This is a genomic window from Rhodococcus sp. NPDC055112, assembly GCF_053607505.1.
Map to the genome: position 1 here is coordinate 1 of NZ_JBSGTR010000089.1, position 15560 is coordinate 15560.

A 15560-nucleotide genomic window follows, 5' to 3' on the forward strand; every position below is an offset into this window, starting at 1 on the left:
GCGGCGTGGCCGACGGGTCCTGGGGCTAACCACCCAGGATGCCGGGGGGTCCGGGGTTGGTTCTGTTTCGGGGGTGGGGCACCGCTAACGCGGGTGGTGCCCGCGGGGGTTCGCGGGCACCACCGGCGTCGGTGGAACGGGGATCTGTGCGCTACGGCAGCAGCTGATCCATGAAGGAGTTGCTGTAGATCCGGTGCGGGTCGAGAGTGTTGAAGGCCGCCCGTGCGGTGTCCCAGTTGTCGCTCGCGGGCACGCCGTCGCGGTAGCTCTGCGGCAGGGCGCCGCTGATGATTCCGCCGTCGGTGTACGGGTCCGCGCCGAACGCCCAGCCCTTCGACCACTCGGGGCGGAAGGTGTAGTCGTTGCCCGTGTAGTGCGAGCGCATCCACTGCTCCATCTCGCGGTAGAACTCGAACATGCCGGGGGTACCCGGGACGCCGAGCACGTTCAGCCAGATGGCGGTGTCCCACTCGGGGTGGTCCGGGCGCGGACGCATCGCGGAGATGGTCGGAGCGCCTGCCGAGGGGACCTTGACGTCCGCGGCCTGGTCGAGCCCGCAGCAGCGGATCTCGACGGGACCGTTGAGCGGGTACTGGCCCTTCGCCTTGTAGAACTCGATGCGCTCGTTGAACCAGTGGGTGAAGTCGTGGATGACCTGACCGATGTTGGCGCGGTTGGTGATGACCGCGCCGCCACCCTCGGTCAGGCGGAGGGTGGTGGCCTTGATGTAGAACTGGATGTCCTTCGACCAGCCCCAGATGTCGTTGGCGTTGGTCGCGGCGAGCCCGGCGACCGTGGTCGTGTACATGATGTTGCCGAACGCCGGTGCGATGCCGGGGAGGCCCGAGTTCATCTGTCCGAGAAGGTCGGTGACCGCCTCGGGCAGGTTGTCCGAGAACGGGTAGTTGTACGGGCCGGTGACCTCGTGCGACCCGGCGGGCTTGGTGGGCGCAACCGACCACACCTTGAGCCACGGCTTGTCGGTGAACGGGTACCAGATGGCCTCGACGCCGCCGTTGGAGGCGACGTAGCTCTCGAAGGTGCGACCCGATGCGCCCTTGGCGCCGAACATCTCGGTCCACTTGATGTCGGTGTAGCTCTGGCACCGCATCCGGAAGTTCGGGCCAGCCTGGAGCGTCACCGAGGTGAGGAAGGTGCGACCGAGGTTGGTCAGGAGGGGCTTGATCTGAGGATCGTTGCGGGAGTAGGTCTTCTGCGCGTACTTGGAGCCGTCCCAGACCACCGCGGTCAGCGAGGTCACCAGGTTGCTCAGCGAGCCGTAGGTGTGGCCGGGAGCGGTGGCCTGTCCGTTGGCGGGCAGGGCGGCGCCGTGCGCATCCACGGCAAGGGAGCCCGCGATGGTCAGCACGCCAGGAGCGGGGAGGTTGGCGAAGCCGAGCCCCTGCGCCTGCAGCGCGGTGGTGATCGCGTCAAGGGTGGCGCCCGGGCCCGCGGTGACGGTCGCCGGGGAGCCGCCCGCGTTGACCGACACGCCGTTGAGGTGCTTGATCGTGTCGACCAGGATGACCTTGTCGACGGGCGCGCCCTTGACGACGGTCAGCGGGGTCCAGCCGTGCATGGCGCCGCGCGGACGAATCTTGTACCCGTTGTCGTGCGCCCAGTTCGCAAGGCGGACGACGTCGTCGGGCGACTTCGGGTGACAGGTCCAGACGGAGTCCAGCATGATCTCCTTGGACCAGTTCTGGTACGCCTGCTGCGCGAGTTCGATGCCGTCCGGGAAGCTCGGCGGTGCGGGGAGCGTCGGCCCGCCCAGCGAACCCGAGCCGCCTGCCGAGCCCGATGAGCCGAGCGGGATGGCGTAGACGGGCGTCCACGCGCCCGCCGCCGTCGCTGCCAGGGCCCCCGCCCCTGCAGCGAGGAATCCCCGCCTGGATAAGCCGAGACGCTTATCGTTCGATTCCGGCATGCGTTTACTCCAGTCGTGTGTGAGAGAGGGGGAGTTGTGTTCGTTGAAGTCGGGTAGAGCGGTCGGCCGTGCTGGGTACGGCCGACCGCTCTGTCGTGCTTGCTGGATCAGGCGAGCGTGAGGACCACATCTGCCAGGGCGGGCGAGTCGCTGCGCTCGAGAACGCTTGCCGAGATGAGCAACTGGCCGGCTTCTTTCCAGATCCGGATCTTGAGGGTCTCGCCCGGGTAGACCACCCCGGCGAAGCGGGCCTTGTAGCCCTTCACCTTCGATGTGTCAGCGTCCAACGCGGCATCGACAGCGGCCTTGCAGACCATTCCGTACGTGCACAGTCCATGCAGGATAGGCGCAGGGAACCCCGCCGCGCTGGCGAATTGGGGATCCGAGTGCAGCGGGTTCCGGTCACCGCACATCCGGTACAGCAACGCCTGCTGCGGCAGGATCGGCGCCTCGACCTCGAAGTCGGGGGACCGGTCGGGCAGCGCGACGGACTCCGACGGGCCGCGCTCGCCGCCGAAGCCGCCCTCACCGCGCGCGAAGATCGACGAGCGCGAGGTCCACAGCGGATTCCCGTCCAGGTCCGTGGTGGTGGACTCCTGGACGATGACGGCGGCCTTGCCCTTGTCCCACACCTCGGAGATCCGGGTCGTGGTGCGGGCACGTCCCTCGGCCGGAATCGGTTGGTGCACGGTCACTTCCTGGCTGCCGTGCACGACCTTGGCGAGGTCGATCTCCACGCCGGGGAAGGACACCTTCGGTGCCTCGGTGGCGTGGAAGTTGGCCACCACGGTGGCGAAGGTCGGCAGCACCTGCGGCTTGCCGTCCTCGAGGTAACGCAGCTCCTTGGCGTCGAGCGGACGTGCGCCCGCTCCGATGCCGAGGTGGTAGAGCTGCACGTCCGAGCTGGTCCAGGAGAACTCCTGGGTGGGCAGCTCGGCGCCGATCGCGATGTCGGGGTCGATGGGCAACGTGGCTTCCTGTCAGTTCGAAGTGGCGGTGGCGGATTCGGCGCTCACGCCGGAGGCGGACTCGGTGCCCGACTTCGCCTTTTCGGCGATGTCCAGGACCGCGAGGTACGCGAATGTCATCGCGGGACCGATGGTCGCGCCGGGACCCGCGTAGGTGTGGCCCATCACGGGGGCGCTGGCGTTGCCCGCCGCGTAGAGGCCCTCGATCACGGTGCCGTCCTCGCGCAGGGCGCGGCCCTCGGTGTCGGTGCAGATGCCGCCCTTGGTGCCGAGGTCGCCCGGCACCATCTTGATCGCGTAGAAGGGGGCCTTGCTGATCTCCCCGAGGCTCGGGTTCTTCAGGCGCGGGTCGCCGTAGTAGGCGTCGTATCCGCTGTCACCGCGACCGAAGTCCTCGTCCTTGCCGTTGCGCGCGAACCCGTTGAAGCGCTCGACCGTCTCGGTGAGGGCGTCGACGGGCAGCCCGGTCTTCTCGGCGAGTTCGGTGATGGTGCCCGCCTTGACCACCACGCCGGCCTTGAGCCAGCGACCGGGGAAGGGGGAGCGCGGCGTGATGCCGGCGAAGGTGTAGCGGTTGCGGTAGCGCTGGTCCAGGATCATCCAGGTCGGGATGTTCTCGCCCGGGCCCTCGCCCTGGCCGTACTTGCCGCCGTACATCATGTGGGTGGCCTCGACGTACGGGGCGGCCTCGTTGCCGAAGCGCTTGCCCGCGGTGTTGACCATCATCGAGCCGGGCAGGGTGCGCTCGGACAGGGCGAACCACGGGCCGCCGGTCAGCGGGATGGACGGACCCCACCAGGCGTCGTCCATGAAGTCCACTGCGGCACCGACGTTCTGGCCCGCCAGGATGCCGTCGCCGGTGTTCGCCTTGGCGCCAACCGTCCACTCGGTGGTGATCGGGGCGCGCTGGTACTGCTTGCGCATCTCCTCGTTGTGCTCGAACCCGCCGGAGCCAAGCACGACGCCGTGCTTGGCGCGGATGACCTGCTCCTCGCCGTCGACGAGCACCTTCACGCCGCGGACGGCGCCGTCCTCCGTGTACAGCTCGGTCAGCGGGGTGTTCAGCAGGATCGGCACGCCCGCGTCACGCAGGCCGATGCGCATGCCCGCGACCAGAGCCTGCCCGCGGACCAGCAGGTCCTTGCCGGTGGCCTTGGCGGCCAGGAATCGCATACCGACCTTCATCGCGCGGATGGGTCCACGGCGGTTGCGCATCAACAGGTTCAGCCACTTGTAGTCGGCCTGCGTGATGACGAAGTTCTTGGGGGCCTTGACGTAATCCGGCTCTAGGTTCTTGCGGTCGTCGCCGAGATGGTTGCCGTCGAAGGGCGACGGCTCCACCGAGCGTCCGCCGAGACGTCCGCCGGGGGCCTCGGGGTAGTAGTCCGAGTAGCCGGGCACCCACTGCAGCTTCAGTGCGCTGTTCTTCATCACGAACGAGAGCATTTCCGGCCCACGGTCGAGGTAGGTGTCGATGCGCTCGGCCGCGACGACGTCGCCGATGATGCTGTGCAGGTACTCGCGCGCTGCCTCGCGGGTGTCGGTGACGCCGTCGGCCTCGAGCACCTCGTTGTTGGGGATCCAGACGCCGCCACCGGACCTGGCGGTGGAGCCGCCGTAATGGGCGGCCTTCTCGACGATGACGACGCTCAAACCCTGGTGGGCGGCGGTCAGGGCCGCGGTCATGCCCGCCGCGCCGCTACCGACAACGACGATGTCGTATTCCTGCTTGCTCATGTAGAACACGTTATAGAATCAGGTGGGTCTCAGTCCATGCTTTCTGCCAGGAAGTATTGCCGAACTGGGTCTTGACAACCGGAACCAAACGAAAACACGTTGCAGGTGTACGGAAGGTGGTGCGCGGTGTCCTGGGACCTTTCCGCGGATGTCGTTGTAGTCGGGGTGGGCGTCGCGGGTGTTTCCGCCGCTCTCGAGGCCGTCGCGGCAGGTGCGGATGTGATCGCGCTCGACCGCTACAGCGGCGGCGGGGCCAGCACCATCTCGGGCGGCATCGTCTATGCAGGCGGCGGGACGTGGGTCCAGAAGCAGGCCGGGGTCGCCGACAGCTCGGACGCGATGTTCGCCTACCTCAGCCGCGAGGTCGGGGACGCCGTCAGCGAGGAGACGCTGCGCAAGTTCTGCGACGAGAGCCCCTCGATGATCGACTGGTTGTCCGGCCACGGGGTGCCGTTCGAGGCCTCGCTGTGTCCGTACAAGACGTCGTACCCGAGCAACCGTCACTACCTGTACTACTCGGGTAGCGAGGCGGCGGGCGGCTTCCGCGACATCGCGAAGCCCGCACCCCGCGGTCACCGAGCCAAGGGCAAGGGCACCTCCGGCAAGATGCTCTACGGGCCCCTGATCGCCTCCGCGCTGGCGAATGGCGTCCGCCTGGAACAGCAATCCCGTGCGACGGAGCTGATCATGGACGACACTGGGACCGTGGTCGGCGTCCAGTGCCTGAGCCTCCGCGGCGCGCCCAAGCAGGTGCGCGCGCGGTACACCGCGCTGACCTCCCTTTCCGCCAAGCCGGGCATCTACTACCCGCCGATGCGCAAGATCCTGCAGAAGCAGATCGAGAAGATGGAGGCGCGGTACGCCAAGCCGATCCGTATCCAGGCCCGTTCCGGTGTGGTGCTCAGCGCGGGCGGGTTCATCGCGAACCGCGAACTCGTCGCGGAACACGCGCCGCAGTATCGCGGCGGTCTTGCGCTCGGCACAGCGGGCGACGACGGCAGCGGAATCCAGATGGGAACCGCGGTCGGCGCGGCGACCGACAAGCTCTCCAACATCTCGGCCTGGCGTTTCATCGTCCCGCCCAGTGCCTTCCTCAGTTCGGTGCTCGTGAACGAGAAGGGCAACCGGATGGTCGACGAGTCCCGGTACGGGGCCGCGCTTGGCCACGCGATGATTGCCGAGAACTCCGGGCAGGGGTGGCTGCTGGCCGACGCCGACCTGGTGAAGGAGGCGCGCTCGCAGCTCGGCACCCAGACCATGTGGTTCCAGCGTGTCCAGGCGGAGACCCTGCTTCGCGGCGAGGGGGTCACGGGGAACACCCTCGACGAGGTTGCGGCCAAGGTCGGGATCGACGCGGCCGGGCTGGCGGCGACGGTCGCGGCGCACAACGACGCGGCCGCGGCGGGCGAGGCGGACCCGATGGGCAAGCCCGCGGACTTCGTGCGGCCGGTGCGGACGGCGCCGTTCTCGCTGTTCGACGTGTCGCTGAAGAAGAGCCTGACCAACCCGCTGCCGATGCTCACCCTCGGTGGCCTGGTCGTGGACGAGGGGACCGGTGAGGTCACCTCGACTGCGGGCGCAGCCATCCCGGGTCTGTACGCGGCGGGCCGTACCGCGGTGGGGATCTGCTCGAACTCGTACGTCAGCGGACTCTCGCTCGCCGATTGCATCTTTTCCGGCCGCAGGGCTGGCGCGCATGCCGTACAAAGGGGCTCCGCCTAGTTCTCCAGGTACCGACGAAAGGAATCAATGATGCTCTCGTCCGAGATGCGCACCCAGATCGCGGATCGTCTCGATACTGCAGAAAAGGGGCGAGCAGCGATCGATCCGTTGTCGGCGCAGTACCCGGACCTGGACGTCGTTGACGCCTACGAGATCCAGCTGATCAACATCCGCCGCCGGGTGGCGGAGGGTGCCCGCGTGGTCGGGCACAAGGTCGGCCTGACCGCGGCCGCGATGCGCGAGATGATGGGCGTCGACGAGCCCGACTACGGCCACCTGTTCGACGACCGGGAACTGCGTGAGGGTGAGCCGGTGGACACCTCGCGCTTCCTGTTGCCGCGAGTGGAGGTCGAGGTCTCCTTCATCCTGGGGGCGGATCTGCCGGGCGCGGGGTGCACCGTCGATGACGTGATCGCCGCTACGGAGTTCGTGGTGCCGTCAATCGAGCTGATCGACACCCGGATCAAGGAGTGGAAGATCGGCATCTGCGACACGATCGCGGACAACGCCTCGTACGCCGGCCACGCGATCGGTGCCCAGCGCGTCCGGCCGGGCGACATCGACCTCACCTCCATTCAGGCCACCCTCATGCGCAACGACGAGTTGGTCGCGGAGGGCTGCAGCGATGCCGTCCTCGGTAACCCCGCGGCAGGCGTGGCCTGGCTCGCTCAGGAGGTCGAGGGCTTCGGGGTGCAGCTGAAGGCGGGCGACATCGTGCTTCCGGGGTCGTGCACCCGGGCCTTCGATGTCCGCCCGGGAGACAGGTTCCACGCCGAGTTCAGCGGGCTCGGTTCCGTTTCTCTACAGTTCAAGTAGGAGACACCCATGACCAAGGCAAGTGTGGCGATCGTCGGGTCGGGCAACATCAGCACCGATCTCCTCTACAAGCTGCAGCGATCCGAGTGGCTCGAACCGCGCTGGATGATCGGCATCGATCCACAGAGCGAGGGCCTCGCGCGGGCGTGCGCGATGGGCCTCGAGACCTCCGCGGAGGGTGTCGACTGGCTGCTGAACCAGGCCGAGAAGCCGGACCTGGTGTTCGAGGCGACGTCGGCCTACGTGCACCGCGACGCCGCGCCGCGCTACCAGGAAGCGGGCATCCGCGCGATCGACCTCACCCCCGCGGCCATCGGGCCCGCGGTCGTTCCGCCCGCCAATCTGCGCGAGCACCTCGATGCCCCTAACGTCAACATGATCACCTGCGGCGGCCAGGCGACCATCCCGATCGTGTACGCGGTCTCCCGCGTGGTCGACGTCGCGTACGCGGAGATCGTCGCGTCGGTGGCGTCCCTGTCCGCGGGACCGGGCACCCGCGCCAACATCGACGAGTTCACCAAGACCACCAGCCGCGGCATCGAGGTCATCGGCGGTGCCCGCAAGGGCAAGGCGATCATCATCCTGAACCCGGCCGATCCGCCGATGATCATGCGCGACACGATCTTCTGTGCCATCCCCGAGGACGCGGACCACGCCGCGATCACCGACTCCATCCACCGCGTGGTGGCGGACATCCAGCAGTACGTGCCCGGGTACCGGCTGCTCAACGAGCCTCAGTTCAACGAGCCGAGCGTGGTGTCGGGCGGTTATGCGACCGTCACGACCTTCGTCGAGGTCGAGGGTGCAGGCGACTTCCTGCCGCCGTACGCGGGCAACCTCGACATCATGACGGCGGCGGCGACCAAGGTGGGCGAGGAGATCGCCCAGAAGCTTCTCAGGGTGAGGGCGTGAACGCGATGGCACCGATCGACAGCACCGTTCATTTCGACTCGGCGTGGGACGTACGGGTCACCGACACCTCGTTGCGAGACGGCTCGCACCACAAGCGGCACCAGTTCACCGGTGACGAGGTGCGGGCGATCGTCGGCGCCCTCGATGCGTCCGGCGTGCCGGTCATCGAGGTCACCCACGGCGACGGCCTCGGCGGGTCCTCCTTCAACTACGGCTTCTCCAAGACCCCCGAGCAGGAACTGATCACGATCGCGGTGGAGACCGCGAAGCAGGCGAAGATCGCCTTCCTGATGCTGCCAGGACTGGGCATCAAGGAGGACATCATCGAGGCGCAGGGCAACGGGGCCTCGATCTGCCGCATCGCCACCCACTGCACCGAGGCGGACGTCTCGATCCAGCACTTCGGCCTGGCCCGCGAGCGCGGCCTCGAGACCGTCGGGTTCCTGATGATGGCGCACTCGACGATCCCGGAGAAGCTGGCGCAGCAGGCCCGGATCATGGCCGACGCCGGCTGCCAGTGTGTGTACGTGGTCGACTCCGCGGGCGCACTCGTGCTGGAGCAGGTGTCCGAGCGCATCGAGGCGTTGGTGTCCGAGCTCGGCAACGATGCCCAGGTCGGTTTCCACGGCCACGAGAACCTCGGTCTCGGCGTCGCGAACTCGATCGCCGCGGTCCGCGCGGGCGCCAAGCAGATCGATGGCAGCACCCGTCGCTTCGGCGCGGGCGCGGGCAACGCGCCGGTGGAGGCGTTCGTCGGCGTCTGCGACAAGATCGGCGTCAAGACCGGCATCGACTTCTTCTCGATCGCCGACGCCGCGGAAGACGTGGTCCGTCCGGCGATGCCCGCCGAGTGCCTGCTCGACCGGCAGGCCCTGATGATGGGTTACGCGGGGGTCTACTCCAGCTTCCTCAAGCACGCCGAGCGTCAGGCCGAGCGGTACGGCGTCTCCGCGGCCGAGCTGCTGGTGCGCGCGGGCAAGCGCAAGCTGGTCGGCGGCCAGGAAGACCAGCTGATCGACATCGCCCTCGAGCTGCAGCGGGAAGCCGCAGCCGGCTAGACAGATACGAGAAGGGGCGCGCATCCGGATGGATGCGCGCCCCTTTCCTTGTTCGGTTGTCCGCTACGCGTCGGTGTCGCGCACCTCGAGGATGCCCTCCATGACCGCGTGTTCGATGCTGCTCAGCATCCGCGGACAGGTCTGCTGAGACCCGGTTCGCCCACCGGAGCCGGTGAATTCCGGACACACCTGCGCCGGATCGGCCTGCCACTGGATGCTGGTGTGCTTGAAGCTGTTCTTTCGAACGAGGACGCAGGTGCCGCAGGCGCGGCACTCCACCTCCTGCAGGCCGTCCTCGAGGTACGTCTGCAGGTCGATGGCGGTCTGCGCGCGGACGGCCTCGACCCGGGCCGGGCTGTCGGCGAAGTCAGGGGCCTTGGCCCAGGTCGAGGTCATCTCACACTCCCGTCTTGTTGTCGGCGGCCTGTGCCGCGGCCTTCTCCTCGGCCTGACGGGCCAGGTTCTCGTCGACCTCACGCTGCCAGGCCTCCACGGCCTTGGTGGTGTCGATCTCGAATTCGAAGCGCTGCGTCATCTTGTCCTCGACGTCGGCGACATCGACATAGAACTGCTCGTACCAGCGGCGGAGCTGGTAAACAGGCCCGTCCTCCTCGCAGAGCAGCGGGTTGTCGATCTTGCTCTTGCTCCTCCAGATCGCGACGTCCTGCTCGAAGCCCATCGTCACGCCCTCGGTGAACTTGCGTGAGATCTTCTCGGTGGTGGCGTCGTCCAGGCCCTTGGGCTTCTGCACACTCACGCCGTACATCAGCACGAACGAGTCCTGCGTGACCGGGTAGTGGCAGTTGATCAGGACGCTCTCTGCCTTGTACCCGCTGTAGTCGTTGTGCAGCCAGTTGATCATGTACGACGGGCCGAAGTACGAGGCCTCGGAGTCCAGCACCGACTCGCCGTACTGGGTACCCATGCTCTGCACGTCCGGACGGCCGTGGTTCTGCAGGTACTGGGTCGCGACGTGGCCCTCGAAGACGTTCTTGAAGTACTTCGGGAACCCGAAGTGCACGTAGAAGAAGTGCGCCATGTCCACCACGTTGTCGACGATCTCGCGGCAGTTCGATCCCTCGACGAGGATCCGGTTCCAGCGCCAGTCGGTCCACTCGTCGGTGAACACCTCGGGCAGGTGCGGGATCGTCACGCCCTCGGGAGGCGGGTTGCCCTCGGGGTCGTTCCAGATGAACAGCTGCTTGTTCTCCTGCAGCGTGATCCACTTGCGGGTACGTGCCAACGGCGGGACGCGGCGGGCGTAGGGGATGCCCGTGCACTTGCCGTTGCCGCCCCAGCGCCAGTCGTGGAACGGGCAGGCGACGGAGTCACCCTTGATGGTGCCCTCGCTCAGGTCGCCGCCCATGTGCCGGCAGTACGCGTCGAGCACCTGCAGCTTGTTCTGGCTGTCGGCAAAGACGACGAGCTTGGTGCCGAACGCCTCGACCGCGTGCGGCTTGCCGTCCAGGAACTCGCTCTCCAGGCCGATGCAATGCCACCCGCGGGCGAATCGCGTCGGGTTGGCTCCCACGTCGATCTCGCGAATGCCCTTGCCGGATGCGCCGCTACTCTGCGTCATCTTTGCCCCTCACATCCCTTCGTTCTTGTACTAGAACACGTTATAGAACTTGTGCCAGTTTTGCTAGATATTGGCGCTAGTAGTCGCAGTCAGGGACTTTCGTCCCAGTGGAACCCATTCTGCTCGACACGAATGGGAACGTGTTCTAGTCTCAGGTGAAAGTGAAGCACCGAGACGCACGACACATGAGGGAGTACCAGTGGGTGAGCACGACAGCCGCGCGGTGATCGAGAAGCTGAACGAGCTTCTGCCGACCCTGCGCGAGCGCGCACAGGAGACCGAGGATCTGCGTCGCATTCCCGACGACTCGATCAAGGGGCTCCAGGAGGCCGGCTTCTTCCGACTCCTGCAGCCGGCGCAGTGGGGCGGCTTCGAGGCTGATCCCGTCACCTTCTACACCGCTGTTCGCAACATCGCGAGCGCGTGTGGGTCCACCGGCTGGGTCTCCGGCATCATCGGCGTCCACAACTGGCACCTCGCGCTGTTCGATCAGCAGGCGCAGGAGGACGTGTGGGGCCAGGACTCCGACGTGCGGATCTCCTCGTCGTACGCGCCGATGGGTGCGGGCGAGGTCGTCGACGGTGGCTACAAGGTCAACGGCGCGTGGGCATGGTCCTCGGGCTGTGACCACGCCAGCTGGGTCGTCGTCGGCGGACCGGTGATCAAGGACGGCCGCCCGGTCGACTTCGGCAGCTTCCTGATCCCCCGCGAGGACTACCAGATCGACGACGTGTGGAACGTGGTCGGCCTGCGCGGCACCGGCAGCAACACGATCGTCGTCAAGGACGTGTTCGTGCCGCGGCACCGCTTCCTCAGCTTCAAGGCGATGAGCGATCTCACCGCGCCTGGCCTCGCGCAGAACACCGCGCCGGTCTACAAGATGCCGTGGGGCACCATCCACCCCACCACCATCTCGACCCCGATCGTCGGCATGGCGTACGGCGCCTACGACGCCCACGTCGAGCACCAGGGCAAGCGCGTCCGCGCGGCCTACGCCGGTGAGAAGGCCAAGGACGACCCGTTCGCCAAGGTCCGGATCGCCGAGGCCTCCAGCGACATCGATGCCGCCTGGCGCCAGCTCTCCGGGAACGTCGCCGACGAGTACGCGCTGCTGCTGGCAGGCGAAGAGGTGCCGATCGAGCTGCGCCTGCGGGCCCGCCGCGACCAGGTGCGTGCCACCGGCCGTGCCATCGCGTCGATCGACCTGCTCTTCGAGAACTCCGGTGCAACCGCTCTCGCGAACGGCACTCCGATCCAGCGCTTCTGGCGTGACGCGCACGCAGGTCGCGTGCATGCCGCCAACGATGCCGAGCGCGCCTACGTCATGTTCGGTGGTGCCGAGTTCGGTCTGCCGCTCACCGACACGATGGTCTGAGGCGGGGCATCGTGACGACGACAGAACAGGCCGAGATCACCTACGAGTCGACCTCGAAGTTCGCCCAGGTCCGTCCGGACCTCAAGCTGCACTACCACGAGGCAGGCGTCGGCAACGGCCCGACGATCGTGCTGCTGCACGGCGGCGGACCCGGCGCCTCCTCCTGGTCGAACTTCTCCAAGAACATCCCCGTGCTGGCCGAGAAGTTCCACGTGCTCGCGGTGGACCAGCCCGGCTACGGGCTCTCGGACAAGCCGACCGAGCACCCGCAGTACTTCGTGCACAGCTCCTCCGCGCTCAAGGACCTGCTCGACACCCTCGAGATCACCGGGCGGGTGCACCTGCTGGGCAACTCGCTCGGCGGCGGCGCGGCCGTGCGCTTCGCGCTCGACTTCCCGGACCGCGCGGGCCGGCTGGTGCTGATGGGCCCCGGCGGGCTGAGCGTCAACCTGTTCGCGCCGGACCCGACCGAGGGCGTGAAGAACCTCGGCAAGTTCAGCTTCCAGCCGACGAAGGAAAACCTCGAGGCCTTCCTTCGGATCATGGTGTTCGACCAGTCGCTCATCACCCCCGAGCTGGTCGAGGAGCGGTTCGCCGCGGCGAGCACCCCGGAGTCGCTGGCGGCCGCGAAGGCGATGGGCAAGTCCTTCGCCAGCGCCGATTTCGAGAAGGGCATGCTCTGGCGCGACGCGCACAAGCTGCGCCAGCGGGTGCTGCTGATCTGGGGCCGCGAGGACCGGGTGAACCCCATCGACGGCGCTCTGGTGGCGACGAAGATGATCCCGCGCGTGCAGCTGCACGTGTTCGGTGGCTGCGGCCACTGGGCGCAGCTCGAGAAGTTCGACGAGTTCAACCGTCTGGCAAGTGATTTCCTTCTCGACGGAGGTAACTGATGGGTATTCGTTCGCTCGCGTACATGCGCATCGAGGCCACCGACATGGCGGCCTGGCGCGAGTACGGACTCAAGGTCCTCGGCATGATCGAGGGCAAGGGCACCAATCCCGACGCCCTCTACCTCCGCATGGACGACTTCCCGGCCCGCCTGGTGATCGTGCCGGGTGAGCGTGACCGCCTGATGGTCTCCGGCTGGGAGACGGCCAACGCGGCCGAGCTGCAGGAGATCCGGGACAGCCTGGCCGAGGCCGGCGTGCCGTTCAAGGAGGGCACCGCCGACCAGATCGCGGACCGTCGGGTCGCCGAGCTGATCGTCTTCGAGGACACCTCGGGCAACACGCTCGAGGCCTTCCACGGCGCGGCGCTCGAGCACCGCCGGATCGTGAGCCCGTACGGGCACAAGTTCGTCACCGGCGAGCAGGGACTCGGACACGTCGTGCTCACCACGGACGACGACGAGGCCTCGCTGCGGTTCTACCGCGACGTGCTCGGGTTCAAGCTGCGCGACTCGATGCGTCTGCCTCCGCAGATGGTCGGGCGGCCCGCAGACGGCGATCCGGCCTGGCTCCGGTTCCTCGGCTGCAACCCGCGCCACCACAGCCTGGCGTTCCTGCCGCTGCCGAACCCGACCGGCATCGTGCATCTGATGGTCGAGGTGGAGAACTCCGACGACGTCGGACTCTGCCTGGATCGCGCGCAGCGCAAGAAGGTCAAGATGTCGGCCAGCCTCGGCAGGCACGTCAACGACCTGATGCTCTCGTTCTACATGAAGACGCCGGGTGGCTTTGACATCGAATTCGGTTGCGAGGGGCTCGAAGTCGAGGATGAAAGCTGGATCGCTCGGGAGAGCACCGCGGTGAGCCTGTGGGGTCACGACTTCACGGTGGGAATGAAGTAGTGACGGCGCCTCAGGAGTCGACGACTGGCGCGGAGATCGATCCGCGTCAGTTCCGTACCGTGCTCGGTCAGTTCTGCACCGGCGTCACGATCATCACGACGATCGACGACGGCGAGCCGGTCGGCTTCGCGTGCCAGTCGTTCGCGGCGCTGTCGCTGGATCCGCCGCTGGTGCTGTTCTGCCCGACCAAGGCGTCGCGGTCCTGGGCGGCGATCGAGCGCAGCGGCAAGTTCTGCGTCAATGTGCTCGCGGAGGAGCAGCAGGCGGTGTGTGCCCGGTTCGGATCTCGCGAACCGGACAAGTTCGCCGGAATCGGCTGGGAGGCGTCGCCTCTCGGGTCTCCGATCATCGACAGGTCGCTCGCACACATCGACTGCACGGTGGAGACCGTGCACGACGGCGGCGACCACTTCGTGGTGTTCGGTCGGGTGCACTCGATGAGTGAGATCAAGACCGAGCGTCCACTGCTGTTCTACCGTGGGCAGTACACCGGCATTGAGCCGGATAAGACGGTCCCCGCGCCCTGGCGCGACGACCTCGAGGCGTTCCTCACCGCGACGACCGAGGACACCTGGCTGTAGGGCACCACTGAACAAGACTGAAGGGCACCTCTGAGGGGAGGTGCCCTTCAGTCGTTTTCGACTGCAACCACCGAGGACTTCTGGCCTCAGGGTTCTCATGACAGAGAGGCGGAACGCGGTGCACGTGTCCCGTGGACGACAGGCGTTGGCACGGAGTGCGATGGGTGCGCTCGCCCTTCCCCTGATCCTCGTCGCACCCGCCGCTGCCGATCCGGCCGCAGCGGGTGCGACGCATGTCGGGGTCGTGGAGGCACGGTCGTGTGCCAACCTGGGTGTCACGATCCCGCTCGACCCGGGGCAGGCCGAGAGGGCACGGGCGGTGCTCCCGGCCGGGTTCGCCCTCGCCGCGATGCCCACGATGCTGGTCGAGACCTCGACCTGCGCGGGTGCAGACGTGAACGGAACCGAGATCGGCCGATTCCATCTGTCCGAAGCCGCGCTGTCGGTCGAGCCACCGCGGCCGATCGCGTCGCCGCGCCTGGGTGAGGCCGTCGCCGAGAACATCTACATGATCTCGCAGTTGGACACGAACGAGTTGCTGTCCGAGTTCAAGTCGGGGCTCGGCTATCGCAGCGAGCTCGTGGACATCACCCTCGACCTCGGCGTGCCCGATCAGCTCGGCAGGCTTGCCTCGGCGACTGCAGGCGGTGAACTCGCGCCGACCGCGGCCACGGCAGAGTTGACGCCGTCACTGCTTCCCGACGAGGTGCGGGTACCGAACCCGGGAGTCGTGTACAAGTTGTGGACGCGGGATGCGCAGGGCCACTACGTGGTCACCACGAACGCGAACATGACGATCGACCGCCCCGCGGCGGGCGTAGGGACCGTGACTGCGCCGGAGGGCACGGCGGTGCACCGGATTCTCGGCGGGAACAGCGCGAACGGTATCGCCTTCTCCGGTCGCGCCGAGCGCTTCGTCAACGACACCTTCGTCATCCGGGCGGGCTGACCTCGCAGGGTCGCGTGTCCGACCCGCAGACGCGGGGGCCCCCCGCGGCGTCCAAGCCGGCGGCGGGGGGGGCGAACCGGGGCCCCCCCCCGCGGGCCCGGGAATACGCGCAAATGGCCGCGCCGGGCCTCGGGTTGGCCGAGA

At 67.5% G+C, this 15560-nt stretch carries 14 protein-coding genes; 9 read left to right on the forward strand and 5 right to left on the reverse strand.

All coding sequences use genetic code 11. The features are described 5' to 3' along the window. Window positions 1–151: 151 nt before the first annotated feature. The 3 genes from ACWFRB_RS25070 to kstD form a co-directional block, all read right to left on the reverse strand. Window positions 152–1927, reverse strand: a complete 1776-nt coding sequence (locus ACWFRB_RS25070; RefSeq protein WP_452643932.1) for a cholesterol oxidase substrate-binding domain-containing protein — start codon at window positions 1925–1927, stop codon at window positions 152–154. A 107-nt stretch (window positions 1928–2034) separates the two neighbouring features. Beyond that, complete coding sequence (locus ACWFRB_RS25075; protein WP_452643933.1) at window positions 2035–2895, reverse strand: MaoC/PaaZ C-terminal domain-containing protein; 861 nt, start codon at window positions 2893–2895, stop codon at window positions 2035–2037. A 12-nt stretch (window positions 2896–2907) separates the two neighbouring features. Further along, on the reverse strand, window positions 2908–4632 hold the full coding sequence (gene kstD / locus ACWFRB_RS25080) for a 3-oxosteroid 1-dehydrogenase (RefSeq protein WP_452643934.1): 1725 nt from the start codon (window positions 4630–4632) through the stop codon (window positions 2908–2910). Between the two features lie 126 nt (window positions 4633–4758). Between kstD and ACWFRB_RS25085 the strand changes: the two genes are divergently transcribed. The 4 genes from ACWFRB_RS25085 to dmpG are packed head-to-tail and all read left to right on the forward strand — an operon-like array spanning window position 4759 to window position 9140. Beyond that, a complete protein-coding gene (locus tag ACWFRB_RS25085) occupies window positions 4759–6354 on the forward strand; it encodes an FAD-binding protein (RefSeq protein WP_452643935.1) in 1596 nt (531 codons plus the stop codon). Window positions 6355–6384: 30 nt separating this feature from the next. Then, window positions 6385–7170 carry a 2-keto-4-pentenoate hydratase gene (locus ACWFRB_RS25090; protein WP_452643936.1) on the forward strand — a complete coding sequence of 262 codons (786 nt, stop codon included), beginning with the start codon at window positions 6385–6387 and terminating at the stop codon, window positions 7168–7170. Window positions 7171–7179: 9 nt separating this feature from the next. Next, window positions 7180–8082, forward strand: a complete 903-nt coding sequence (locus ACWFRB_RS25095) for an acetaldehyde dehydrogenase (acetylating) (protein ID WP_452643937.1) — start codon at window positions 7180–7182, stop codon at window positions 8080–8082. Between the two features lie 5 nt (window positions 8083–8087). Continuing rightward, the gene (gene dmpG, locus ACWFRB_RS25100) at window positions 8088–9140 is read left to right on the forward strand and encodes a 4-hydroxy-2-oxovalerate aldolase (protein WP_452643944.1); all 1053 of its coding nucleotides are present in this window, start codon (window positions 8088–8090) and stop codon (window positions 9138–9140) included. 63 nt (window positions 9141–9203) lie between these two features. Here dmpG and ACWFRB_RS25105 read toward each other — a convergent pair whose 3' ends face one another. Beyond that, window positions 9204–9536 carry a hypothetical protein gene (locus ACWFRB_RS25105; protein WP_452643938.1) on the reverse strand — a complete coding sequence of 111 codons (333 nt, stop codon included), beginning with the start codon at window positions 9534–9536 and terminating at the stop codon, window positions 9204–9206. 1 nt (window position 9537) lies between these two features. Next, entirely contained in the window at window positions 9538–10719 is a 1182-nt protein-coding gene (locus ACWFRB_RS25110; protein ID WP_452643939.1) for a Rieske 2Fe-2S domain-containing protein, read from the reverse strand. 199 nt (window positions 10720–10918) lie between these two features. On the opposite strand from ACWFRB_RS25110, the gene hsaA reads away from it, so the two are divergent. The 5 genes from hsaA to ACWFRB_RS25135 all read left to right on the forward strand — a co-directional run bounded on the left by hsaA (window position 10919) and on the right by ACWFRB_RS25135 (window position 15416). Next, window positions 10919–12094, forward strand: coding sequence for a 3-hydroxy-9,10-secoandrosta-1,3,5(10)-triene-9,17-dione monooxygenase oxygenase subunit (gene hsaA, locus ACWFRB_RS25115; protein ID WP_452643940.1), 1176 nt, complete (start codon window positions 10919–10921; stop codon window positions 12092–12094). 11 nt (window positions 12095–12105) lie between these two features. Further along, window positions 12106–12987 (forward strand): 4,5:9,10-diseco-3-hydroxy-5,9,17-trioxoandrosta-1(10),2-diene-4-oate hydrolase, encoded by an 882-nt coding sequence (gene hsaD, locus ACWFRB_RS25120; protein WP_452643941.1) that lies wholly within the window; start codon window positions 12106–12108, stop codon window positions 12985–12987. Beyond that, entirely contained in the window at window positions 12987–13886 is a 900-nt protein-coding gene (gene hsaC, locus ACWFRB_RS25125) for an iron-dependent extradiol dioxygenase HsaC (protein ID WP_072754083.1), read from the forward strand. Before hsaD ends, hsaC begins: the two co-directional genes overlap by 1 nt. Next, window positions 13886–14467: a 3-hydroxy-9,10-secoandrosta-1,3,5(10)-triene-9,17-dione monooxygenase reductase subunit gene (gene hsaB / locus ACWFRB_RS25130; protein WP_452643942.1), complete on the forward strand. Its 582-nt coding sequence runs from the start codon at window positions 13886–13888 to the stop codon at window positions 14465–14467. Before hsaC ends, hsaB begins: the two co-directional genes overlap by 1 nt. A 160-nt stretch (window positions 14468–14627) precedes the next feature. Then, complete coding sequence (locus ACWFRB_RS25135) at window positions 14628–15416, forward strand: hypothetical protein (RefSeq protein WP_452643943.1); 789 nt, start codon at window positions 14628–14630, stop codon at window positions 15414–15416. The last annotated feature ends 144 nt before the right edge of the window (window positions 15417–15560 follow it).